26 protein-coding genes are annotated in these 25,201 nt (G+C 34.8%); 17 read left to right on the forward strand and 9 right to left on the reverse strand.

All coding sequences use genetic code 11. From position 1 onward, the window contains the following. The 4 genes from HOG71_05890 to rsmA form a co-directional block, all read right to left on the reverse strand. The coding region (locus HOG71_05890; protein MBT5990365.1) for a TonB-dependent receptor at window positions 1–645 on the reverse strand (645 nt) is incomplete at its 3' end. A 216-nt stretch (window positions 646–861) separates the two neighbouring features. Continuing rightward, the gene (locus HOG71_05895) at window positions 862–1,800 is read right to left on the reverse strand and encodes a hypothetical protein (protein ID MBT5990366.1); all 939 of its coding nucleotides are present in this window, start codon (window positions 1,798–1,800) and stop codon (window positions 862–864) included. 5 nt (window positions 1,801–1,805) lie between these two features. Beyond that, window positions 1,806–3,170: a magnesium transporter gene (gene mgtE / locus HOG71_05900; GenBank protein MBT5990367.1), complete on the reverse strand. Its 1,365-nt coding sequence runs from the start codon at window positions 3,168–3,170 to the stop codon at window positions 1,806–1,808. A 79-nt stretch (window positions 3,171–3,249) separates the two neighbouring features. Further along, window positions 3,250–4,026, reverse strand: coding sequence for a 16S rRNA (adenine(1518)-N(6)/adenine(1519)-N(6))-dimethyltransferase RsmA (gene rsmA / locus HOG71_05905; GenBank protein MBT5990368.1), 777 nt, complete (start codon window positions 4,024–4,026; stop codon window positions 3,250–3,252). Between the two features lie 161 nt (window positions 4,027–4,187). Between rsmA and HOG71_05910 the strand changes: the two genes are divergently transcribed. The 16 genes from HOG71_05910 to HOG71_05985 all read left to right on the forward strand — a co-directional run bounded on the left by HOG71_05910 (window position 4,188) and on the right by HOG71_05985 (window position 19,441). Next, window positions 4,188–5,636, forward strand: a complete 1,449-nt coding sequence (locus HOG71_05910) for a leucyl aminopeptidase (protein MBT5990369.1) — start codon at window positions 4,188–4,190, stop codon at window positions 5,634–5,636. Beyond that, window positions 5,629–6,708 carry a 4-hydroxythreonine-4-phosphate dehydrogenase PdxA gene (pdxA, locus tag HOG71_05915; GenBank protein MBT5990370.1) on the forward strand — a complete coding sequence of 360 codons (1,080 nt, stop codon included), beginning with the start codon at window positions 5,629–5,631 and terminating at the stop codon, window positions 6,706–6,708. Before HOG71_05910 ends, pdxA begins: the two co-directional genes overlap by 8 nt. A 75-nt stretch (window positions 6,709–6,783) precedes the next feature. Further along, window positions 6,784–7,329 (forward strand): DUF177 domain-containing protein, encoded by a 546-nt coding sequence (locus tag HOG71_05920; protein ID MBT5990371.1) that lies wholly within the window; start codon window positions 6,784–6,786, stop codon window positions 7,327–7,329. A gap of 1 nt (window position 7,330) precedes the next feature. Then, on the forward strand, window positions 7,331–7,519 hold the full coding sequence (gene rpmF / locus HOG71_05925; protein MBT5990372.1) for a 50S ribosomal protein L32: 189 nt from the start codon (window positions 7,331–7,333) through the stop codon (window positions 7,517–7,519). Window positions 7,520–7,543: 24 nt separating this feature from the next. Continuing rightward, on the forward strand, window positions 7,544–8,506 hold the full coding sequence (locus tag HOG71_05930; protein MBT5990373.1) for a phosphate acyltransferase: 963 nt from the start codon (window positions 7,544–7,546) through the stop codon (window positions 8,504–8,506). Beyond that, entirely contained in the window at window positions 8,506–9,510 is a 1,005-nt protein-coding gene (locus tag HOG71_05935) for a ketoacyl-ACP synthase III (protein MBT5990374.1), read from the forward strand. Before HOG71_05930 ends, HOG71_05935 begins: the two co-directional genes overlap by 1 nt. A gap of 15 nt (window positions 9,511–9,525) precedes the next feature. Then, window positions 9,526–10,092 (forward strand): elongation factor P, encoded by a 567-nt coding sequence (gene efp, locus HOG71_05940; GenBank protein MBT5990375.1) that lies wholly within the window; start codon window positions 9,526–9,528, stop codon window positions 10,090–10,092. Window positions 10,093–10,207: 115 nt separating this feature from the next. Further along, window positions 10,208–10,654 (forward strand): 50S ribosomal protein L13, encoded by a 447-nt coding sequence (rplM, locus tag HOG71_05945; protein ID MBT5990376.1) that lies wholly within the window; start codon window positions 10,208–10,210, stop codon window positions 10,652–10,654. Between the two features lie 2 nt (window positions 10,655–10,656). After that, complete coding sequence (rpsI, locus tag HOG71_05950; GenBank protein MBT5990377.1) at window positions 10,657–11,043, forward strand: 30S ribosomal protein S9; 387 nt, start codon at window positions 10,657–10,659, stop codon at window positions 11,041–11,043. A gap of 10 nt (window positions 11,044–11,053) precedes the next feature. After that, a complete protein-coding gene (rpsB, locus tag HOG71_05955) occupies window positions 11,054–11,839 on the forward strand; it encodes a 30S ribosomal protein S2 (protein MBT5990378.1) in 786 nt (261 codons plus the stop codon). 2 nt (window positions 11,840–11,841) lie between these two features. Next, the gene (locus tag HOG71_05960; protein ID MBT5990379.1) at window positions 11,842–12,675 is read left to right on the forward strand and encodes an elongation factor Ts; all 834 of its coding nucleotides are present in this window, start codon (window positions 11,842–11,844) and stop codon (window positions 12,673–12,675) included. 87 nt (window positions 12,676–12,762) lie between these two features. Continuing rightward, window positions 12,763–13,470: a UMP kinase gene (locus HOG71_05965; GenBank protein ID MBT5990380.1), complete on the forward strand. Its 708-nt coding sequence runs from the start codon at window positions 12,763–12,765 to the stop codon at window positions 13,468–13,470. A gap of 19 nt (window positions 13,471–13,489) precedes the next feature. Further along, window positions 13,490–14,791, forward strand: a complete 1,302-nt coding sequence (locus HOG71_05970; protein ID MBT5990381.1) for a methionine adenosyltransferase — start codon at window positions 13,490–13,492, stop codon at window positions 14,789–14,791. A gap of 125 nt (window positions 14,792–14,916) precedes the next feature. Further along, complete coding sequence (locus HOG71_05975) at window positions 14,917–15,405, forward strand: hypothetical protein (protein ID MBT5990382.1); 489 nt, start codon at window positions 14,917–14,919, stop codon at window positions 15,403–15,405. Between the two features lie 145 nt (window positions 15,406–15,550). Further along, a complete protein-coding gene (locus HOG71_05980) occupies window positions 15,551–17,509 on the forward strand; it encodes a DUF3857 domain-containing protein (protein ID MBT5990383.1) in 1,959 nt (652 codons plus the stop codon). 15 nt (window positions 17,510–17,524) lie between these two features. After that, complete coding sequence (locus HOG71_05985; GenBank protein MBT5990384.1) at window positions 17,525–19,441, forward strand: DUF3857 domain-containing transglutaminase family protein; 1,917 nt, start codon at window positions 17,525–17,527, stop codon at window positions 19,439–19,441. Window positions 19,442–19,470: 29 nt separating this feature from the next. Here HOG71_05985 and HOG71_05990 read toward each other — a convergent pair whose 3' ends face one another. The 5 genes from HOG71_05990 to HOG71_06010 all read right to left on the reverse strand — a co-directional run bounded on the left by HOG71_05990 (window position 19,471) and on the right by HOG71_06010 (window position 23,451). After that, on the reverse strand, window positions 19,471–20,586 hold the full coding sequence (locus HOG71_05990; GenBank protein MBT5990385.1) for a hypothetical protein: 1,116 nt from the start codon (window positions 20,584–20,586) through the stop codon (window positions 19,471–19,473). Between the two features lie 135 nt (window positions 20,587–20,721). Further along, window positions 20,722–21,066: a preprotein translocase subunit SecG gene (gene secG / locus HOG71_05995; protein ID MBT5990386.1), complete on the reverse strand. Its 345-nt coding sequence runs from the start codon at window positions 21,064–21,066 to the stop codon at window positions 20,722–20,724. 1 nt (window position 21,067) lies between these two features. Further along, on the reverse strand, window positions 21,068–21,646 hold the full coding sequence (locus HOG71_06000) for a tetratricopeptide repeat protein (protein ID MBT5990387.1): 579 nt from the start codon (window positions 21,644–21,646) through the stop codon (window positions 21,068–21,070). Between the two features lies 1 nt (window position 21,647). After that, window positions 21,648–22,163, reverse strand: a complete 516-nt coding sequence (locus HOG71_06005; GenBank protein ID MBT5990388.1) for an LptE family protein — start codon at window positions 22,161–22,163, stop codon at window positions 21,648–21,650. A gap of 31 nt (window positions 22,164–22,194) precedes the next feature. Continuing rightward, window positions 22,195–23,451 carry a sigma-54-dependent Fis family transcriptional regulator gene (locus HOG71_06010; GenBank protein MBT5990389.1) on the reverse strand — a complete coding sequence of 419 codons (1,257 nt, stop codon included), beginning with the start codon at window positions 23,449–23,451 and terminating at the stop codon, window positions 22,195–22,197. 262 nt (window positions 23,452–23,713) lie between these two features. On the opposite strand from HOG71_06010, the gene HOG71_06015 reads away from it, so the two are divergent. Next, a complete protein-coding gene (locus tag HOG71_06015; GenBank protein MBT5990390.1) occupies window positions 23,714–25,144 on the forward strand; it encodes a sodium:alanine symporter family protein in 1,431 nt (476 codons plus the stop codon). Window positions 25,145–25,201 lie beyond the last annotated feature (57 nt).

The following is a 25,201-nucleotide window of genomic DNA, read 5'->3' on the forward strand; positions in this document are numbered from 1 at the left end:
AACAACACCACCTGTAAAGTCACCATATTCAGCAGAAATTCCACCGGTAATAGTGTTGATTTCAGCAATCATTCCTTGAGGAACACCTGAGAAACCACGTACACGAACTCCGTCAATGAAATACACTGTACCTTCTGCTCTCTGTCCTTTAACACTACCGCCCTGGACACCAGCTGTAAGTTCAACTAATTCTCCAACACTTCTGGTGGGTGCTTTTCTGATTTCATCCCTACCCAGTCGATTACCACTACTTTCTTCAACATCAACCAATGGTTTGACGTACTCGATATATTCGAATTCGTCTTCTTCCTTGGCTTTAACATTCAGTTTAATATCCTGTTTGGATAATTTTCCTGAAAAAATCTGGTATCCGGTAATGATCACATCCTTATACCCAATGTAAGAGGCATGAATATTGTATTTACCTGGAGGAATTGGTTTGATGATGAAATCTCCATTGATGTCGGTTGATGCTCCTCCTTTTTGGTTACCCTCGAGGATTACAACCACATTCGCACCGATTAATTCTTCGCCAGTAAGCGCATCAGTTATTTTTCCAACAAGTGTTCCGTAAGAGGATTGTGCAAACGACACTGTTGCAAGTGAAATAACGCCTAAAGCGAGAAACGCAAGTTTCCTAAACATATGGCTCAATTTTCAAATTTTACAAAAACTTCAAAAGTAATATAGACCTATGAATAAATCAAAACGAAAGTCTTTTATTATCTTATTTTTTAAGTAAAGGTAAGTCCACGAGCTTTAACAATCAAGAATAAGTGAGTAAGTGTGTCTTATAGGTGAGTATTTGAGCTCAAATAGCTAGTTCTATACGTTGGATGTTGTAAAATAATGATACAGTGATTAATAAGACAAAATTTCGTGTAATTTATGTAATAAATACAAATGGATTTTTTCTTCAGATTCCTTGGTTTTTCCTGCAATATGCGGTGTAATGATAACTTTTCCAGTTGAAATTAATTTATTTAGTAGGCTTTTCTCTTCAGCACTATAAGTCGGCAAATTTTCATTTTCCAACACATCCAAACAGGCTCCTTTAATTTTTCCTTTTGTTATTGCCTCAATCAGGTCGGTGGATTTTAGTATTTTGCCACGACTGGTGTTTATGAGATAAATGTCTTTTTTAAAACTTTCGAGATATTTATGATCTACTAAAAAGGTGTTTTCAGAAGTTAATGGAATATGAAAACTCACAATATCTGCTTCTGCATACATTTGGTTTAAACCAACTTCTGTTATCAAATCATTTCCAAATCCGCTGATAAACTTATCATAAGCCAATATCCTCACATCAAATCCACTAAGCTTTTTAGCGAAGGCTGCACCTGTATTGCCAAATCCAATAATACCAATTGTTTTGGACATCAACTCGCTTCCAGCAGATTCAACTCTACTCCATTTATTATTTTTAAGATCGTCAAATGATTGTGGAATGTGATTTAGCAAAGATAATAACATACCGATGGCATGTTCAGCAACAGCATCGCGATTGCCTTCTGGGGAATTAATCAGGATGATTTTTTGTTCGGCCGCTTTTGCAATGTCGATAATATCCAAACCTGATCCCGGTCTAAGTATATATTTTAATTTTGCTGCTCTTGCCAATAGTTTAGTATCGGCTTTTATTCTTCCACGAATAAATAAACCATCATACTGACTTATTGTTTCTTCAATTTCTACTTGTGAAATTTGGGTATTAATGTCCAGCTCAAATCCAAATTTGATTAATCCATCACTAAAAAATTCTGGAACAGATTCAGTTATTAGAAATCTTTTTTGCATGAAAATCAGAAAGTGAAACTATACATCAAATGGCTAATATAAAAATAAACAGCCAGTCCAATTAAATCATTTGTGGTTGTAATAAAAGGCCCGGTGGCAAGGGCAGGATCGATTTTAATTCGATCCAATAATAAGGGAATTGCAAATCCTAAGGTTGAAGCCAACATGATAACCACAAGCAAAGAAATGCTGATTGTTAGGGCCGTTTGAAGCATGTCAGTAAAGAATATTCCATAAACCATTAATAATATTCCACATATTAATCCATTGATAACTGAAACTGTAAATTCTTTTAAAATTTTCGCCAGAAAACTGGATTTCCCCATGGTATTAGCAGCCAATGCCTGAACCACTATAGCTGAAGATTGAATTCCAGCATTTCCGGCCATAGCTGTAATAATGGGAATAAAAAATGCCATCTCTGGATTTATCCGTATGGTTTCTTCGTGAGTGCCAATTACTTTTGAAGCAGCAACACCACCGACTAATCCCAAGAGCAACCAGGGCAAACGAGCTCGTGAAAGTATCCAAACCTTATCGGTCGGATCAACATCTTCGGAAATACCTGATGCTAATTGATAATCCTCCTCTGCTTCTTCAGTTATAAAATCAACAACATCATCAATAGTTATTCGTCCAACTAAAATACCATCATGATCAATAACCGGTAGAACAACCAAATCGTAGCGTTGCATAATTTGAGCAACTTCTTCGGCTTCTGTATCAACCGTAACGTATTTTACGTCATCTTCAAAAAAGTCAATAATCTTTGTACGTGGAGGGAATAAAACAAGATTTTTAAGAGGGATAATTCCTTTTAATTTTTCATCATCATCAACAACATAAACAGCATAAATATCATCAACTTCTTCTTTTGCTTCCTGAATTAGGGCAATACACTTGGATACTGTATCGTTTATGTGCACCTGAATCATTTCCTTAGCCATCAAACCACCAGCTGAATCTTCTTCGTATTCAAGTAATTCGATGACATCCTGTGCATCTTCTTCTGAACTTTTTGCCAGTATGGTCACAACTTCTTCCCGAACACCTTCTGGCAATTCATTGATAATATCGGCAGCATCATCCGATTCCATTGATTCAATGAATTTTTCATATATTTCTGATGCAGGAATATCTAACAGTAATTTTTGTTGTGTGTCATCCTCTAATTCCACCAACACATCAGAAGCAAGATCGCCAACCAAATAAGAGAACAGTTCGCGGGCATCCCGAATATTTAACTCTTCAATTATTTCAGCAATGTCCGCAGGATGGATTTCGTTGAATAAGGCAATAATAGAAGCTGAATCCTTATTCTCAAGCATTTCTTGAATATGCTCAATATATTGTTTGTTAATTTCCTGCATGGCAAAGCAAATCTAAGAAAGAAATTGTTTTTTCTTAGGTTGATAAAGCTAAACTTATAAAGAAATAAAAGTAAGCGATTTAACTGTTTTTGCTGATACTATTGGTGATATTGACAAAATCTTCAACACTCAGTTTTTCAGCTCGATTTTGCAAATATTCTTCAGCAACCAGCGTCTGATTGTTGAGAAATGGCTTGATTGCATTGCGGATCGTTTTTCTGCGCTGGCTAAATGCTGCAGCTACTATTGTTGTGAAAAGTTTTTCCCTACAATCTAGTTTGAAATTTTCTTTCCGAGTTAAGCGAATAACCGCAGATTCTACTTTTGGGGGAGGTGTAAATACTCCTTTGCTCACCGTAAAAAGATATTCGGTATGAAAAAAAGCATTAACCATCACGCTAATTCTTCCATAGGTTTTCGACCCTGGCTTGGCTGTAACTCTTTCAGCAACTTCCTTTTGAAACATACCAACCATTTCTGGAATGATATCACGGTTTTCAATTACCTTGATTAATATTTGTGAAGATATATTGTAAGGATAATTTCCAATAATCCCAATCGGATCTGAGTATTCTTTTCGTAAATCCAATTTTAAAAAATCAACATTAAATATCTTATCGGCAAGTGTTGGAAAACTGTCTTTTAATTTGGCAATCAAATCGGTATCAATTTCAATCAAATGCAAATTTGTATTTAATTCCATCAGAAATTGGGTTAAACTACCTTCTCCTGGTCCTATTTCAAGCAGCGTATGGTATTTGTCGCCAATCAATTGTAAACTGTCAGCTACTTTTTTGGCTATAGTTTTTTCATGCAAAAAGTGCTGGCCTAAATATTTCTTTTTCTGATGATACAATGTGTTATTTTTTATGTCAATTCAATATTTAAGTGCAAACCTAAGTAGAAAATTGTTTTTAATTATTCAGCAATTCTAGCTGAGCAATTCAGAATTCTAATGAGATCAATAACAATAAACTTGAACTATCATCTAAATTCTTATTTTTGCATCAAAAAAAAATGAGTATCAGCATACATTTATCAAGTGAATTTACAATGGCAAAACCTGTTGTATTACTTATTCAACTGGATGAGGAAAATAACTATTCACTTGATCTTCCAATCGATCTTAGTGCAGAAGAGTCCAGTTTTATTGCAAATTATTTAGAAAAGAAAATATACCTATTCAGGTTGCCCAGAGCTTCGCAAAGCATTTTTCTGCACTTCATAAAAGAAAAGAGCGATGATTTTGTACTGATAGATAAGTTTAGAGTGGCGGGATCTTTATTAGTTAATGCCTTAAAGAAATATAAGTTTGACGAATTAGGTATTTGGTTCCCACATAATAAGAACCTAATTCTGGCTTATATTGAAGGCTTCATGTTGTCGGCTTATACTTTTGAGGTATACAAAAGTGATAAAGAGGATTTGATTGATTTACAAATTCAAGTTTTGCTTAGTGCTATTAGTCAAACAGATATAGATGAGTTATTGTCTCTGGTAGAAGGTGTCTATCTGGCTCGTGATTTGGTAAATGAACCGGGATCAAATCTGACAGCTGTTGAATTAAGCAATCGAATCGAAAAAGCAGGTAAAAGTTCAGGATTCTATACGGAGACTTTAAATAAAGCAAAAATTGAGAGCCTTAAAATGGGTGGCTTATTGGCCGTGAACAGAGGTAGTTTGGATCCACCTACTTTTACAATAATGGAATGGAAGCCGAAAAATCCAGTCAATAAAAAACCAATTGTTTTGGTTGGTAAAGGAGTTGTTTTTGATACAGGTGGATTAAGTTTGAAGCCAACTGCTAATTCAATGGATCATATGAAATGTGATATGAGCGGTGCAGCCACAGTTGCGGGTGTTATGTATGCAATAGCTAAATCCGACTTTAATGTACACGTAGTTGGGTTAGTTCCTGCAACCGATAATCGTCCGGGTCAAAATGCTTATTATCCGGGTGATGTTATTAATATGTATGATGGCTCAACGGTTGAAGTGCTCAATACCGATGCTGAAGGACGTATGTTGCTGGCTGATGCCTTGGCATATGCCAAAAATTACGATCCACAATTGGTTATTGATATAGCCACTTTAACAGGATCTTCAGCTATGGCAATTGGCAAATATGGTATTGTGAGCTTTAGCAATAGCGATGAAGATGAGAATTTACTAAGCAAAAGTGGTGAAGCAGTTTATGAGAGATTGGTAAGATTTCCCATATGGGAAGAGTATGCTGAATTAATTAAATCGGATATTGCTGATGTCAAAAATATTGGAGGACCACAAGGTGGAGCCATAACTGCTGCTAAGTTTCTGGAAAGATTTACAGATTATAATTGGATACATTTGGACATAGCTGGGCCAGCTTTTATACAAAAAGATTATAAATATTTTACAAAAGGAGGGACAGCCATAGGCGTTCGGCTTATCTTTGACTTTCTAAAAAAAATAAGTATTAATGAATAATTCTAAACGAAATTCAAAGCCTGTAATTGGAATAAGTGTTGGTGACATTAATGGTATTGGTACAGAAATTATTCTTCGCGTTTTTTCTGATCCAAGAATTTATGAATACTGTACCCCATTAGTTTTTGGTTGTAAAAATCTAGTCAATTACTATCTTAAGGTTTTGAACATTAGGGATTTAAATTATGAAATTGTCAGGGATCCAAAGCAACTAAATTCACGAAAATTGAATATTTTATGTGATTGGAATGTGGATAGTGAAATAAAAATTGAAATCGGGAAACCGACAGAATCATCAGGTTTGTATGCATACAATTCTTTAAATTCTGCCATGCAAGCTTTGAAACAAAAGTTAATTCATGCATTAGTAACCGCCCCTATTAACAAGAGCAATATTCAATCTGATGTTTTTAAATATCCCGGGCATTCTGAATATTTAATGAAAGAATCGGGCGCATCTTCCTACTTGATGTTAATGGTTTCAGAAATAATGAAAATGGGTGTAGTTACCGATCACATCCCTTTGAGAGAAGTGTCTTCCCGCTTATCAAGGGAATTGATAGTTGAAAAACTTAGGCTTTATAATGAAACTTTGGTTAAAGATTTTGCAATTAACAAACCTAAAATTGCAGTTTTGGGTTTAAATCCACATGCTGGTGATGCTGACTTATTAGGGACAGAGGAAAGTGAAATTATTATTCCAGCTATTAACGAAGCCAAAGAAAAGGGCATATTAGCAATGGGTCCATATTCTGCAGATGGTTTTTTCGGTAGTCAGATGTATTATAAGTTCGATGGTGTATTAGCCATGTATCATGATCAGGGTCTTGCACCATTTAAATCATTGGTATTTGACAAAGGAGTTAACTACACTGCAGGCTTGCCTATTATTCGCACATCTCCAGTACATGGAACAGGATTCAATATTGCTGGCCAGGGAATTGCAGATGAAAACTCTTTTCGCGAAGCATTATTTGTGGCCATACAGGTTATGAAGAATCGCGAACAACACAAAGAAATTACGAGAGATCCTCTTGGAACTAAATTAGTTCGTGAAAAGGAAGATTTATAAATAAATATTCAACGGATTGCATAATAAAATATTTACTACTTTTGCAGTTCGATTTTTTAATGGATTGTAATTGTTTTGGAAAAGAAATCGTTTTATAAAGCCTTTGATGTAAAGTTTCCGGGCTTGAAGCTTGGGGAGCATAGTTTTGATTTTCAGGTGAATGATGATTTTTTTAACCAATATGAAGATTCATTGGTTACAAAGTCGAATGTGGCCGTTAAACTAATACTTGACAAGCAGAGTGAAGTTTTATATATACTGAACTTTGAATTTAATGGAAGTATTAATTTGCTTTGCGACAGATGTTTGACACAATTTGATTTACCTATTAATGAGAATTATAGGCTAATCATGAAAGTAGATAGCGAAATTGAGAACAACGAAGATGTCGACATCATTTTTGTAAGCTCACACGATCTTGTATTTAATGTTGCTGATTATTTATATGAGTTCATTCTTATTCAGTTACCACTAAAGGTAAGTTGCGATATGGCTGATTTAGAATGTGATGAGGAAATGACCAGCAAATTTGATGATATAGTAATTAAAGAAAATGATACTGAAGAAAATAACCCTTGGGCTAAACTTCAGGAATTAAAGAATAAATTTAAAGAAGACTAAAATGGCACATCCGAAGCGAAAAATTTCGAAAACGAGAAGAGATAAAAGAAGAACTCATTATAAGACAACTGCTCCTAACATTGCAATATGTCCTACTACTGGTGAACCACATATTTACCACAGAGCATACTGGTATGAAGGAAAATTGTATTATAAAGGCAAAGTAGTACTGGATAAAGAAGAGGCATAAAATGTATCTTCTTAAATTTTAAGGATGAGAATTGGATTGGATTTGATGGGTGGAGATTATGCTCCATTAGCTGCATTAGAAGGAGTTGCCATAGCACTCGATCATGTTACTCTGAAAAACAAACTGGTTTTATTTGGTGATTTAAGCCTGATTGAAAAGGAATATACTGAATTGTTTAATCAGCTTTCCTCACATCAGGCAGTTGAGTTTGTGAATTGCACACAACATATTAAAATGAGCGATTCACCAACCAAATCATTTTCAGCTAAACCTGAATCCAGTATTGCAGTCGGATACAAATATCTGGCATCATCACAAATTGATGTTTTTATTGGTTCGGGTAACACCGGAGCTATGATGGTTGGTGCCTTTTATGCCATTAAACCAATTGAAGGAGTTATCAGACCAACCATTACATCTTATATCCCACAGCTTAATGGTAAACGTTCTATTTTATTAGATGTAGGTGTAAATCCAGATGTTCGCCAAGATGTTTTATTCCAATTTGGAATATTAGGCTCTGTTTTTTCACAAAAAATGGAACACATTGAAAAACCACGAGTTGCTCTCCTTAATATAGGTGCTGAAAAAGAAAAAGGAAATTTGGTTTCTCAGGCTGCTTATAGTTTGATGGAAGCAAGTTCAATGATTGAATTTGTTGGGAACATCGAGGGCTATGATCTTTTTTCAGATAAAGCAGATGTGATTGTTTGTGATGGTTTTACTGGAAATATTGCACTGAAGCTAATTGAAGGATTTTACAAGGCGATGAAATCTGAAGATGTTTCCAGCCCATTTCTTGATAAATTTAATTATGAAAATTATGGGGGAACTCCCATATTAGGTATAAATAGAGCTGTTCTCATAGGGCACGGAATCTCTTCACCTGTGGCATTCAATAAGATGATTAATCTTGCCGAAACTGTTGTTGACAGTAATCTGGTTGAGGAATTAAAGAAACTTTTCAGAAGCTTAAATGATTATTAATGGGAAAAATTAAAGCAGCAATTATCGGAATACAAGGTTTTGCCCCTGAAGATTTACTGACAAACCAAGATTTGGAAAAAATGGTCGACACTTCCGATGAGTGGATCATGACCAGAACCGGGATTAAACAAAGGCATATATTAAAAGGTGAAGGTCTGGGAACATCCGATTTAGCCACCCCTGCTGTAAAAGGCTTATTAGCAAAAACAGAAACAAATCCAGATGAAATCGACATGCTGATTTGTGCAACTGTTACACCAGATATGATTTTCCCTGCAACAGCAAACGTAATTTCAGATAAATGCGGAATTAAAAATGCATTTAGCTATGACTTGAATGCAGCTTGCTCTGGTTTTCTTTATGCACTGGTAACTGCTTCAAAATTTATAGAATCTGGTTCTCATAAAAAAGTAATTGTTGTTGGAGCCGATAAAATGTCTTCCATAGTTGATTACACCAATCGTGATACATGTGTATTATTTGGAGATGCTGGTGCTGCAGTTTTACTTGAACCTTGTGAGGATGGAGATGGAATACAGGATACAATTGTAAAGTCTGATGGATCTGGTCGTTATCATTTACATCAGAAAGCTGGTGGGTCTGTTAAGCCTCCTTGCCACGAGACGATTGACGCACGTGAACATTATATATATCAGGAAGGACAAGCTGTGTTTAAATTTGCCGTTTCAAGAATGGCTGATGTAGCAGCTGATATCATGAAAAAGAATAATCTTCAATCAGAAGATATTGCTTGGCTTGTACCTCATCAGGCCAATTTAAGGATTATAGATGCAACTGCCAGACGAATGGGTATTAATAAGGATCAGGTAATGATTAATATCTCAGAATACGGAAACACCACAAATGGAACAATTCCAATGTGTCTGTGGGAGTGGGAAAGTCAGTTGAAAAAAGGAGATAACATAGTATTAGCTGCTTTTGGTGGAGGCTTTACCTGGGGAGCTATCTATTTGAAGTGGGCATATGATGGTACAAATAAATAACTTATTTTAGAAAACATGGCAAGTACATCAGATTTTAAAAATGGTTTATGTATCGAATTCAATAATGGTTTGTATCAAATTGTTGAATTTCAACATGTAAAACCAGGTAAAGGGCCTGCATTTGTACGCACAAAGCTCAAAGGATTAACAAACGGAAAGGTAATTGAGAATACTTTTACGGCTGGTGTGAAAGTTACTACAGCCCGTGTTGAGAGAAGACCATTTCAGTACTTATATACAGATGATACCGGCTTTGTATTTATGAATATGGAGTCATTTGATCAGATAAATCTGCAGGAAGATCTGGTGCCTGCACATATGTTCTTAAAAGAAGGACAGGATATTGAGATCGTATTTCATGCAGAAACAGAGACACCTTTATTTACAGAATTGCCTGCTTTTATTGAATTAGCAGTTACATATACTGAGCCTGGTGTAAAGGGTGATACGGCTACAAATACTTTAAAACCAGCAACTTTGGAGACTGGTGCTGAAATTCAGGTGCCGCTTTTTGTCGACATCGATGACTGCATAAAAATAGACACACGGTCAAACTCGTATTCAGAACGTGTAAAGAAATAATATAAGGGTTTTTTGGGAGGTAAAAATTAATTTTCATACTCAAGTTTCTATTTTGTGAAATTAATATACCTTTGCACCCACAATATAAATTTGCAATTTATTAAATTTTAGATAAGTGAGTGCTTTAAGTTATAAAACAAAGTTTGCTAACGTCAATAATTTTTCCAGAAATTGGTATTTAATTGATGCCGAAGGAGAAATTTTAGGTCGATTAGCATCTGAAATTGCTAAAATAGTCAGGGGTAAAAACAAAGCTGATTTTACACCACATTTCAACTCAGGTGATAAGGTTATTATCATCAATGCTGAAAAGGTAAGACTTACTGGCAAAAAAATGGCTGATAAACAATATATTCGTCATACAGGTTATCCGGGAGGTCAGCGAGTAAAAACTCCAATGGATTTATTGAAAACTAAACCTGAAGAAATTGTTCGTCACGCAGTTGAAGGCATGTTGCCTAAAAACAAACTGAGGAAGGTGTACATGAAAAATTTGCACATTTACACAGGTCCTGAGCATCCACATAGTGTTCAAAAACCTGAATCATTTGAAATTAAATAAGCATGGAAAATATTCATACTGTAGGAAGAAGAAAGACATCTGTTGCCAGGATATTTATGTCCAAAGGCGAAGGGACAATAATGGTTAACAATAAAAACTATATAGAGTATTTCAATAATATCACTACACGAACAATAGTAGAAGAAGCATTCAAACTATCAGAAACTACTGGAACTTATAATGTTAAAGTAAACGTTCAGGGTGGTGGAACAACAGGTCAGGCAGAAGCTACCCGACTTGCTATCGCCAGAGCATTAGTTGAAATTAACGAAGAGTTTAAGGATGTTTTGAAGAAAAATGGCTGTCTCAAAAGAGATCCCAGAATGGTTGAGCGAAAGAAACCAGGTCAGCCCAAAGCCAGAAAGAAATTCCAGTTTAGAAAGAGATAAAAGGATTGTAATGGAAATAAAGAATTCAATGAATGACTTCCTCGATGCAGGTGTGCATTTTGGTCACAATAAAAGTAAATGGAATCCCAATATGGCACCATATATATTTATGGAACATAATGGAATACACCTTATCGATGTTAAAAAGACGATGAATAAATTGCAGATTGCTGCAAGTGCTGCAAAAAATGTTGCAAAATCTGGTAGAAAAATATTATTTGTTGCAACAAAAAAGCAAGCAAAAGATATTATCGAGCAGGCTGCAAAAAGTGTAAATATGCCCTATGTCTCAGAAAGATGGCTGGGAGGTATGCTTACGAACTTTTCAACAGTAAGGAAGTCAATGAAGAAGTTGTCCACGATTGAACAAATGTTCAAAGATGGTACTTCAGGCAATTTGAATAAGAAAGAGCGCCTCATGATGATGCGTGAGCAGGAAAAATTGCAACGTGTTTTAGGCGGTATTGCTGATTTGAAGCGTTTACCTGCTGCATTATTTGTAGTTGATATTAAAAAAGAACATATTGCTATTGCCGAAGCAAATAAATTAAATCTGAATACTTTTGCTATCGTAGATACAAATTCAGATCCTACTCAAGTAGATTTTCCTATACCTGGTAATGATGATGCAACGAAATCGATTGCGTTAATTACAAGAATTATTACAGCAGCAATTTCTGAAGGCTTAAGTGAAAGAAAAGCACAGAAAGATGAGCAAGAGAAAGAAGAACCTCAAGTAGAGGAAGAAGTAAAGGAAAGAAAATTTAGGAAACGTACTGTTAAAAACAAAGAATAATAATGGGTATTACAGCTGCTGATATAGCAAAACTGAGAAAAACAACCGGTGCCGGAATGATGGATTGTAAGAAGGCACTTAATGAAACAAATGGCGATTTTGAAAAAGCCATTGATTTTTTAAGAAAGCAGGGGAAGAAAATTTCAGCCAAACGTGCTGATCGTGACGCCACTGAAGGAGTAGTCATTGCGTTAACATCAGATGATAATAAAAAAGGTGTTGTCGTTGAATTGAATTGTGAAACTGATTTTGTAGCCAAAAATGCAGATTATGTTGATTTTGCTACAAAAATTGCTCAAACGGCATTAGAGAATACTCCAGCTACTTTAGATGAGCTAAAATCATTAAGTATAAATGATATCAAAGTATCTGATTTATTAGATGAGCAAATTGGTAAAATTGGTGAGAAGATTGAATTGTCAAATTATCATCTTATCAATGGTGATTTTGTTGTTCCTTATATTCATATAGGAAATAAAATTGGCGTTTTAGTTAATTTGAATAAAGCTGGAAGTGAAGATTTTATTAATGCCGGTAAGGATGTTGCCATGCAAGTTGCTGCAATGAATCCAGTTGCATTAAATAAGGAAAGCGTTTCACAATCAGTTATCGATCGTGAATTAGAAATAGCCAAAGAGCAAATTAAGAAAGAGGGCAAGCCTGAAGCAATTGCTGATAAAATTGCTCAAGGTAAATTAAACAAATTCTTCAAAGAAAATACCTTGTTAGAACAGGATTTCGTGAAAGATTCATCGAAAACAGTTTCTCAGTTTTTAGGTCAGCTTGACAAAGAATTAACGGTTAAAGAATTTGTTAGAGTAGCATTGGGATCCTGATTTTTAGGATAGCTTAGTGTGAAATTATTTGAAACCCTTTATTTTTGTTAGCAGAAATAAAGGGTTTTTATATTAATTAGAATACAAATGAAGTACAAAAGAGTTCTCCTTAAACTAAGTGGTGAAGTTTTAGGAGGTTCCAAAGGCTTTGGGATCTCTGCAGAAGCTTTGGCTTTTTATAGTTCCGAAATTAAAAAGGCAGTAGATGCTGGAACTGAAATTTCGCTTGTTATTGGCGGAGGAAATATATTCCGCGGTGCAGACCTGGTTGATAACGGATTTAGTGATCCAATTAAAGGTGACTATATGGGTATGTTGGCTACCGTGATTAATGGTATTGCCCTTCAAACAGCCTTCGAGAAAGCTGGAATTAAAACAAAGCTGATTACTGCTTCGCATATTGATAAAGTAGGAGAGATGTATCATCAGGATAAAGTGAACAGCTATTTAAAGGAAGGCTTTACTTTAATTTTTACAGGAGGTACCGGTAATCCATTATTTACAACCGACTCTGCAGCTGCTATGCGAGCCATAGAAATAGGTGCAGATGTTTTAATGAAAGCCACCAAAGTGGATGGTGTTTATGATGCTGATCCTATCCATAACAAAAATGCCAAACGATTTGAAACAATTGGTTTCGATGAGGTTTTAAAACGACAATTAAAAATAATGGATCTTACTGCATTTGCCTTGTGCAGCGAGAATAAAATGCCCATTTTAGTATATAATTCTGCTGTGGAAGGGAATTTACTTCGCAGTATTGAAAAAGGCGATATAGGAACAATTATTAGTTAATAAAATAAAAAAAATACGTATGCCCTATTTATTTACATCAGAGTCCGTTTCCGAAGGACATCCAGATAAGGTTTCAGATCAGATTTCTGATGCTTTGCTTGATAGCTTTTTAAAAATAGATCCTAACTCCAAAGTAGCTTGTGAAACATTTGTAACAACAGGTTTGGTTGTTGCCGGTGGTGAAGTAAGAACTCAAGGATATGTGGAGATACAGGATATTGTACGCAAAGTTGTTAAGGATATTGGTTATACCAAAGCAGAGTATCAATTTGATTCAAATTCCTGTGGAATTATCAGTACAATTCATTCACAATCGGACGACATATACCGTGGTGTTGATCGTGGAGATGACGAAAAGCAAGGAGCTGGCGATCAGGGAATGATGTTCGGCTATGCTTGTACTGAAATGGACAATTACATGCCTATTCCAATTGAGTTGTCTCACATGCTCGTACAGGAGCTTGCAGCTATCCGAAAGGAAGGCAAAAAGATGAAATATCTGCGTCCAGATTCAAAGTCTCAGGTAACTGTTGAATATAGCGATAACAATAAGCCTTTGCGTATTCATACAATTGTTGTTTCAACGCAACATGACGATTTTGATCAGGATGATAAAATGCAGCAAAGAATCAAGGAAGATGTCGAGAAAATTCTCATTCCCCGAGTTAAGAAACTTTGCCCGAACAGAGTAAAACGACTATTCAATAAAGATGTAATCCTACATGTAAATCCAACCGGTAATTTTGTTATTGGCGGTCCTCATGGAGATACCGGATTAACAGGACGAAAGATTATTGTTGACACCTATGGTGGACGTGGAGCTCATGGAGGAGGTGCGTTTTCAGGAAAAGATCCTTCTAAAGTAGACCGTTCAGCAGCTTATGCTACGCGTCATATTGCAAAAAACATGGTGGCTGCTGGTGTTTGTGAAGAAATACTTGTACAGGTTGCTTACGCTATTGGTGTTGCAGAACCTGTTGGCATTTATGTAAATACAAATGGAACCTGCAAGCTTAAAGGTGAAAATGGCAAAAAATTAAAAGATGGTGTAATAGCTGAGAGAATTAAAAATGTATTCGACCTCAAACCATCTGCAATCATTAAACGTTTTGGATTAAAAGATCCGATTTATCAGCCAACTGCAGCTTATGGACATTTTGGACGAGATGTTTTTGAAAAAGAGGTAACTGTTTATTACGATCCTTCAAATCCACAACCTCAAGGAAATTGTTACGAGAAAAGTTATACGAAAAAAATTGAGTTTTTTGGTTGGGAAAAACTTGATTATGTAGAAGCTATTCAGAAAGAATTTGGATTGTAAATTGAAATATAAACTAAGCATGCCTGTTTTCCTATCTAGGATTTCAGGCATTTTTTTTAACTTTTATTCTTTGTTATTCGCAAAATAATGATAAAATTTCGTGTTTTCAGAAATTAGAATCTGATATGAATTATAAATTTTTGATTAAACAAGGTCCAACATTTCATGGATGGAATTCATTTTTTGGTGTGTTTATCATGCTGATTGGTGGTATCTTATTTTCAAATGTATTTGCTGATATGGGATTTGTATCTGTAATTCGTAAAGTTAGTGGGATTTTGGTTTTTGCCATTGGTTTACAGTTATTCCTTTTCATACAGGGTGTAATCCTTGATTCAAAATCAAAAAGATTGAAAATATATTACTTTCTTTTTTTTCGTTTAGGATATTGGATTGATATTTCAACTTTTGATTGTTTTGAGATTGAGAAATACGAAAGTGCTGAAACACGAGGTGTTGTAACTGCTTTTGCAACGGTTCGAACCAAATACTACGATCTCTACCTCACCAAAACTGGTCATAGTGATAGAATTCTTTTAAAATCTTGTGCCTCAATAGAATATGCAGAGGCTTTAAGGGATGAAATTGAAGCTTATTTAGAAATGAAGGGCTGATTTAATTCCTTTTGGCTAATTGATATATTAACCTGAGTAGGGGTTAAGAATTAAATATTTGTTAACCCGAACTTAGGTTATAAAGAATATTCCATATTTTAGTAGCTTGAGAAGATAATCTTCTTAAGTTAAACTTCCTCACTTTATGAAAAGCAACTATTTTCTCACGCACATATTTCTTCTGCTTTGTCTTTCACTATTTTCTCTGAATGTTTATGCCAACGATTTTCCTGTTGTGTTTGGTGAAGTTCAGCATGCTGAGTTTACAGCTTCCGAGTTTGAGATAGAACAAAAAGCATCCGCAATTGTGTTGTGCGATTTTGGACAATGTGCAGTTACCGAAAATGGTCAGTCAGTTATTGTAACCAAGCATATACGGATTAAAATCCTTAAAAGCACCGGATATGATTGGGCAGATGTTGAAATCCCTATTTATGAGAGTATGAAATTGAAAGAGATTCAAGCATGTACATATAATCTTATTAAGGGTGAAATTCAAAAAACGGAACTCAGTAAAAAAATGATACTTCACGAGGATTATCTGGATGGGATTGAGATTTTGAAATTTGCTTTTCCTAATATCAAAAGAGGATCAATCATCGAATATCAATATTCATTCGAACTCTTCAGGATTTCCGGACTATGGTCTTGGACCTTTCCTAAAAGCATTCCTGTAAAGCATAGCGAGTTTTGGGTGCAATATCCGTTTGAGTTTAAGTATAAAGTAAATAAGACCGCAGAAAACCTGTTCTATCACAACGAGCTGATGTCTAATGAATGGTATTTTAACAAATTTGGTCCATCCATATTTCATCGGTTTATTGCAGTTTTTCAAAGTCCTTATGAAACAGAGCCTTATGTAAATAGCAAGTATAACTTTATGGCAGGTGTCGAATTTCATTTAGATAATATTGATCTGCCAGGAGTTTCTTCAAGCCATTTTATCTATTCTTTTAATAAAATAAGTAAAGATCTAACTGAAAGCTTTTATTTTGGGAAAAAGCTCGGGTCAAAAAAGTTCATAAGAGATGCTGTTGCTGAAGTTGTTTCTTCCAGCGATAGCCAATTAGAGAAAATTGAAAAAATTCGGGATCACTTAACAAAACGGTTAAGGTGGAATGGAGAAAACAGGATGACTACGAAAAAATCTCTTGCAAAAACGTATAGAGAGGGTGAAGGCTCATCTGCTGATATCAACCTACTGCTTATTCAATTTTTACAAGATGCAGGAGTGGATGCCTTTCCGCTTGTTCTTAGTACAAGAAGCAGGGGGACAATTGATCGGAATTTTGCAAAATCTGATAGATTGAATTATGTGCTTGCCTATGTTGAGACAAAATATGGTCACTTACTTTTGGATGCTACTGATAGGTTTTTACCCTATAATATGCTCCCTCGAAAATGTCTGAACGGTGAAGGCTGGTTGATACTTGATGTTAAAGGGGAATGGATTTCTTTAGGCGAAGATGAAAAAAACAGTATTTCTACACAAATTAAATTATCGATTGATGAGAATGAAAAGCTAAATGGATACTACAAAAGGAAATTCAAAGGTTATGATGCTGCAAGATTAAGAGAAAGAATATATTTGGATGGTGAGGAAAAACTTGAGCAATCGTATAAAGATTTTTTCGGGAATTGGGATATTCATGATTTCCAAATTCAAAACCCTGATAATCTGAATGAAGAAATAATTGTTGAGTTTGCTTTTGAAACAGCAGATGATATTATTAATGCAAACAATTATAAATATATTAATCCTTTTTTGAAAAATGAAGGTATTAGCAATCCGTTTTCTGCTAAAGAAAGATATTCAGATATCAATTTTGCCTGTTTGCAAGAACATCAATATTTTATCGAATTGGAAATTCCAGAGAATTATAGCATTTATGATATCCCAGAAAGTATGGTGAAGATTTTACCTGACAAGGGAGGACAGCTTTTGTTTAATGTTACCTCAATAAATAATAAAATTACAATTCTCCATAAGTTGAGAATAACAAACGTTAATATTCCTGTTGATCAATACCTTGGACTGAAAAAGCTATATCAATATTCCGCTGATAAACAGGCTCAAATGATTATTCTTGAAAAAACCAATTAGTATAAAATCTACACAATGAAATACGTAAAACTCTTTTTGTTTCTATCAACTTTTCTACTCTCCATGCAGCTTTTAGCAGATAATAAATATGCTGTTAGTGAAATTCCAAGTCAATTATTAGAAAATGCTCATGCCGTTGTTCGCTATGATTATTTGAAGTTTGAAACAAAGGGTGATCATAAGGGCACAAAAACGTTTAAATATGCAATAACAATTTTGAATGAGAATGGTCTGTACTATACGCACGTTACTGTTCCTTACGATAAAGATCACAAGCTTGTTTCTTTTGTTGGAAAAATTTATGATGCAAATGGAACTTTAATTAAAGTGCTAGATGCAGCTGAAGACATCATTGATATGTCAAATATTCCATTTGGAACATTGTTTACAGATAGTAGAGTGAAAATTGCAGACATGCTAGTAGCGAAATTTCCTTTTACAATAGAGGTTGAGTATATCCAAAAGGTGAAAGATTTGCTTTTTTTTCCAACATTTTTATTTCAACCAAATAACGAAACTTCTGTTGAACAATCCATTTTCGAAATTGTTATTCCTGAGGGGAGCTCTTTTCGTTTTAAAGAGTTCAATTTTGAAGGAAAATTAGATTCCATTAAAGAGGGTAAAGTACTTAGGTATATTTGGACAGAAACAAATCTGAATGCCTTTGAAGATGAAGTATATAGCTTTCCCTTTGATAAAAGTCTATCGCGAATTATTACAACTGCCAATACGGTAAATTTCTATAATTACATAGGAAAAATAAGTACGTGGGAAGAATTTGGCAAATGGGTGTCCAGAATAAATGATGTAGACAGAGAACTTCCACTGGAGCTAAAAACTGAAATAAATGAATTAGTTAAAAATGCCTCAACCGAACTGGAGAAGATTCAACTGATTTATAAATATGTGCAGTCGAATACACGCTATGTGAACATTTCCTACAATATTGGTGGACTTCGACCACAGCCTCCATCTACCGTGTATCACCTTGGATATGGTGATTGTAAAGCATTAACCATGTATACCATGGAGTTATTAAAAATTACAGGCATAAAGTCTCACTATACTTTAGTTAAATCAGGAAATAGTAATACTGATATTCATATTTCACTTCCATCCTTTCAATTTAATCACGCTATTCTCTGTGTCCCTCAAGCTGAAGATACAATTTGGCTTGAATGTACAAGTCAGACTTTACCATTTGGCTTTTTAGGTAGCTTTACTGATGATCGTCATGTTTTACTCATAACAGAAAAAGGAGGTAAAATTGCAAAAACCTCATTTTATGGAGTTAATGACAATAAAAGGTTTATGACTGCAGAAATAGATTTACAAAAGAGTGGAGATGCGGATGCAAAGCTTTCTTTTCATTATAAAGGTTTAGAATATGATAAAGTTGATTTTGATCAGCTTATTGAGGCAGGTAACAGTTATCAAAAGGATTGGCTATACGAAAGTCTTGAATTGTCATCTTTTACAATAACAGAACTTGAATTCAAAGAAGATAGGAAAACAGTTCCTGAAGCAAATATCACCATGAATCTGGATATAAAAAGCTTCCTCTCATCAGGCAGCCATACTATGTATTTTCGTCCTAACATGTCACTGAAGTGGTTAAATATTCCAGCAATTGATTCCAATAGAAAAACAAATCTGTATTTTGAAGACGATTATCAGGATTCAATTTCCATTGTTTACACCGTTCCATATGGTGCTGAAATAGACTATTTGCCTAGTGATAAAAACGAAACATCGGATTTTGGAGAGTATCATTGTTACTTTGAAAGGCTAGAGAAAAAGGTGTTCAGATATACGCGTAGCTTGAAAATACATAAAGGAAATTATCCTCCTGAAAAGTTTAATGAATATGTTGCTTTTGTCCGAAAAGTAGTTAAAGCTGATAAGGAACTTGTTATCTTAAAAAAGACATAATCAATAAAACTGTTGAATTTTGAACTTGCCTACAGGCTTTTTTTGAATATCCGAAACTTCTTATAGGCAACTCCACCCATTTTCTCCATTTCGGCTCTCACTTTCTCATTTTCTTCCAACTCAAGATGTGAATCGATATGGTCGTATCCTTTTTCCAAAGCTGATTCGATCATTTTGCTACCCATCAAAACATCCAATCCTCGTCCTCGATATTCTTGTTTAACAGCTCCTAATAATAAAACCAATCGTTTCGTTTCTTTTTGTGATTTCCAAATCTTGAAAATGCCAAAAGGAATAACATAGCCTTTAGATTTTTTGATGCCTTCACTGATATCAGGCATGCCAATAATAAATGCAACAGGCTCATCTTGTTTCATGACAACTTTAACAAAAGCAGGATCAATTACCGGTAAATATCGACTGGCAAAATCGTCCATTTCTTTTTTCTCAAAAGGTATAAAACCATAAATTTCGTTGAAAGTTTCATTGACAAGACCGAAGATGGGACGAATATAGGGTTTAAGTTTTCGTCTGCTTTTGAATTCCAGAAGATTAAAGTCACCATTTCTAACTACCCTTTCCTGAATTCTCGTATAGAATAATGGTATTTCGCAAGGGACATCTACTTTATAAGCAAATAAGTCAACTTCTTTGGAATAACCTCTTTCTTCAAGAAATGTGATAAGTTCTGGTGTATTATAGTTTGTAATAATAACTGGCTTATGTTCAAATCCTTCAATTAAATAACCTTGAGGATCTTTGTCTGAAAAACCAAACGGACCGACTATTTTTTTTGCTCCTTTCTCTTTTGCCCAATTTTCCATTGTTTCCAAAAGAGCTGATAACACTTCGTTATCTTGACCTTCCATCCAGATAAAACGTGCATTATTATTCATGCTTAGCTCATTGTAGCGATGATTTATGACGCCCATGATACGGCCTACAGCGGTTTTGTTTTTATAGGCTAAAAGCAAAATTGTATCGCAATATGAAAATGACTTATTTTTTTTAGGATTAAAATAAATCTTATCATCCATATATACGGGTGGAATCCAATCGGGTTCTGATTTATGCAATTTAGATGGGAGGAAAATGAAGGTTCGGAGATCTTTTTTGGACTTAACTTCTCGTATCGTTATCGTCATTCATTGAAAATAATGATATTGATTGATCTATTGCTAAATCAATTAATACCGATTAATTGAAATTGATAACACAAAAATAATGGAAATGAATAGTAAAAGAAAGGATGAAGCTTTGATATAAATCAATAATATGATTTATTCTTCTGGAGTTTCTCCAGTTGCTTGTTGTTGTTCTGCTGCTCCTTGAGGAATCGGTGCGGCCATATCTTCAATTTGATCACTCATCATTGAATCACGTCCTTGTTGATAGCTGTTGTCAGGAATAAAAACGATGGTTAATACAACTATCGCAAAAATACCAATTGCAACATACCAAGTAGCTTTTTCAAGAAAATCGGCTGTTTGACGAGCACCAATAACCTGACTGGCTGAACCTCCAAAAGTTGCAGATACTCCACCACCTTTTGGGTTTTGAGCTAAAATTACAAGAATAAGAAAAAGTGCTGCAAGAATCAATATTATTAATAAAAACGTAAGCATATTATTCGTTTATTTTATCTTCTAGATGTTTTATTAGGAGGGCAAAGTAATCACTTTTTTCAGGATTAATCAAGGATAATTTTTGGTAAATTTTAATTGCTTTATCATGCCTGCCTTGCATGATGTATATTTTTGCCAATGTTTCGCTTGCAAAAATCTCCTCTTCTTCAATACTTTTAGATGCTTTTTCAGCTGGATTGTAAAAACTGCTAATGGGTTTTTTAATACTGGGCTTGGTTTTGATAAAGCGATCGATGAGTGCATCGCTGGCAGTACTCTCCTTGTTTTGAATGGATTTTGTGCCTCTCATTACGCTACTGACCACATCCCTTCCTTTATGAGTAAAATCTGCTGAAAAGTAATGGTGCATTTTTGCTCTGCTTCCTGCATAAATAGCTGCTTCCCTTAAATAGCTATTTGAAAATACACTTTCAGTTTGATTAATGGCAATGGAATGAAGCAAATGTGCAGATTGAAAATAAGGGTATTTTTCCTTAAGCTCATTCAATAAGTCAACATCCGGTTTGTATAATAAACTGGAAGGATTGCTGATATAACCAATGATTTTGACTTCATTCATTTTACCAGTTATTTACTGCTCTATTAAAAATGTCTTGAATAAGCATTTCGCTGATTTCAGTAATAAGCTCGTCTTCAATAGCAGAAAGGTCTTCATTGCTGTCGTAGTCTATATAATTTGAGAAATTAACGCTGAAATTCTGGTCGGTATTCATTTTGTTTTCATAAACAACTTTAACGCTAATAATTAAGCGTGTTGTTGTAGCTATTTCGCCACTACTTACACTGGAAGGACCTGTTTTGTAATTGGTTATGGTTCCTTCAAAAATAATATCCCCATCCGAATTGGTATGTGTTAAATTCATTTCATTTCTGAACTTATCTTTCAATTGTTCAGTTAAATCATCGGCTAAGGATGGAACCACGATGCTGGCTTGATTGCTAAAAGGAATTACAGTGAAACTTTTAATATCGGGGTGTAAGTCTGCACCGCTTAAACTATATATTCCACATTGCATAAATAAAATTGGAGTACATAGTACTAAAGTAAAAACAGATATTAATTTCAAAAGTCTCATAATTTTTAAAAGCTGTGCAAAGATCAGGCGATTATAAATCTTCCAAAGAATATTCTTTGATTTTACGGTATAAAGTTCTTTCTGAAATCCCTAATTCTTTTGCAGCCGGTTTTCTTTTACCTTTATGTCGAACCAGCGCAACTTTAATCATTTCTTTTTCTTTCTCAGCTAATGATAGTGTTTCCTGCACTTCAATCACATCTGTATTTTCTGAATAAACTTCAGAATCAGTGATATCGTTGTCTTTGCCAAATCGGTAGCTTGCATCTGAAAGGTTGTTTCCTGCTTTAAGCAATCTGTCGGTAGCTGTTTCAATAGTTTGCTCGAAATCATCACCCTGGTTTCGTACATTCTTCAACACATCGTATACTGCAGTTTTAACCTCAGTCACATCTTTGCGTATGTCGATCAGGAATTTATATAACAAATCACGCTCTTTAACACCATCATCTGCTTCAAAAGAGTGCTGTTTAATCGGTACCAATTCTTTTGATACAGCTTCTGGAAGATATTCGTGTAAGATAGCTCCTGTGATATTTCGTTCTGCTTCCAGTATGGATATTTGCTCGACCAGATTTTTAAGCTGTCGTATGTTTCCAGGCCAATATTGAGTTTGTAACATCGTCACAGCCTCATCATTAAATTCGATAAGTGGTGTTTTGTATTTTTCAGCAAAATCCATGGCAAAACGGGCAGCCAAAAACATAATATCCTCTTTTCGGTTTCTTAATGCCGGAATAGGAATGGTTACTGTTGATAAGCGATAAAATAAATCTTCGCGAAACTTATTGTTTTTAGTTTGTTCCAAGAGGTCCTTATTGGAAGCTGCAATCAGTCTCACATCTGTTTTCATCACATTGGATGAACCCACTTTGATAAATTCACCTGTTTCAAGAACCCTGAGTAAACGTGATTGTGTTTCTAATGGTAGTTCGCTAATTTCATCCAGAAAAATAGTACCGCCATTAACGGTTTCAAAATATCCTTTCCTGGAGTCGTAAGCGTTGGTGAATGCTCCTTTTTCATGACCAAATAATTCGGAATCGATAGTTCCTTCAGGAATAGCAGCACAATTGACAGCGATAAAATGACCATGTTTTCTTTTGCTGGTATGATGGATGATTTTTGAAAATGCCTCTTTTCCTACACCACTTTCTCCAGATATTAAAACACTTATATCTGTAGGTGCAACTTTTAATGCTTTCTCAATCGCGCGATTTAAGAAAGTATGATTGCCAACTATTTCAAAACGATTTTTTACTTCCTGAATTTTATTTTGAGATATCATCATAATTCACTGCTATTAATCACAAATAGAATAAGAAGGCTTATTCATATGTAGTGCAAATTTAGCAATTATTAAATATTTAGATTGCCATTATTTGAAAGGATGATGCTTATTTTATTTCTCTTCAAAACAATTATCCAATTAATGCCTGTTGAACATCTTTTTTAAAACAGGCAATTGGTTTAAAATGGAGTTTGTATGTTTGTTAGGTAAATTAATTATTTGATTTTCTCATCAAAACCATTCATGTCAAATGGCAAATGTGTTACAGTTCATAGATAAATTACTGGTAAACTATAACGACTATATCGGTGGTTATGCAATTTTACTACTACTAATTCCAACTGGCTTATATTTCATTATTCGTCTTAAGTTTATAAATGTTACAAAAATTTGGCATTCCATTCGGGTAGTTGCTGGTAAATATGATAGCCCTGAAGATAAAGGAGATGTGAATCATTTCAAGGCTTTAACCACCGCATTATCTGCAACTGTAGGAACTGGAAATATAGTAGGTGTGGCATTGGCCATTTATTGGGGTGGTCCTGGTGCTATTTTCTGGATGTGGGTAACCGGTTTTCTGGGTATGATTATTAAGTATACCGAATGCACGCTTGCACATAAATACCGACAGTTTAATTCGGATGGAACTGTTTCCGGTGGACCGATGTACTACATGGAATTTGGATTAAAAAAGAAGTTAGGACGCTTTGCCAAAGTTTTAGCCATCATATTTGCGCTAGCGGCCATTTTGTGTTCACTCGGAACAGGAAACATGGCGCAGTCCAATTCCATGACTGGTGTGTTTTTGTCCAGTTTTAATATTGCTGATGCTATTACGATTGTAGGATTAAGCATTTCAACCAAATACATAACAGCAGCTGTCATAACACTCTTGGTGTTGTTAGTGATTGTTGGTGGATTGAAACGTATTGCAGATGTAACTTCAAAGCTTGTACCTATTATGGCTGTTTTGTATTTTGTCAGTTCTATTACAGTTGTTTTATTAATGTATAAGGAGGTTCCAGCAGCCTTTGCGCTAATTTTTAAAAGTGCATTTACAGGAAGTGCTGCTGCAGGTGGTTTTGTTGGATCTACATTTATGATGACATTGATATGGGGAGTTCGTAGAGGATTGTTTTCCAATGAAGCTGGACAAGGCTCGGCTCCTATTGCACATGCTGCAGCAAAAACGGAATACTCGGCAAGAGAAGGAATGGTAGCTTCTTTGGAACCTTTAGTCGACACTTTAATCATTTGTACATTAACGGCATTGGTTATAATTGTTACCGGAGCATGGAAATCGGGGGCAGAAGAATTTGCAATGACTGTTACAGGAATGGAAACAGGATTAGGTAAAATTGGTTTTGCATCTTCCGCAAAATACATTGTCTCCATAGGTCTTTTGTTATTTGCCTTTAGTACCATTATAAGTTGGTCATACTATGGCTCTCGGTCTGTTATTTATTTATTCGGAGAAAAATATGTGACTCCATATCGATACTTGTACGCATTATTTGTTTTTTTTGGCTGTATTTGGGGAGTGGATATCGTATGGCATTTTGTTGATGCAGTGATTACTTTTATGACTATTCCCAACCTGATTGCCATTCTTCTACTATCATCGGTAGTTATGTCGGAAACAAAACGATATTTTAAAGACATGAAACAATTGAAGAAACAAAATAATTAGTTTTTTAAGATGATTTTAAGCAAACAGAAAAAGCTGATCAGTTTTTTAACTTTCATT

This window comes from Bacteroidota bacterium (genome assembly GCA_018698135.1).
GTDB lineage: Bacteria > Bacteroidota > Bacteroidia > CAILMK01 > JAAYUY01 > JABINZ01.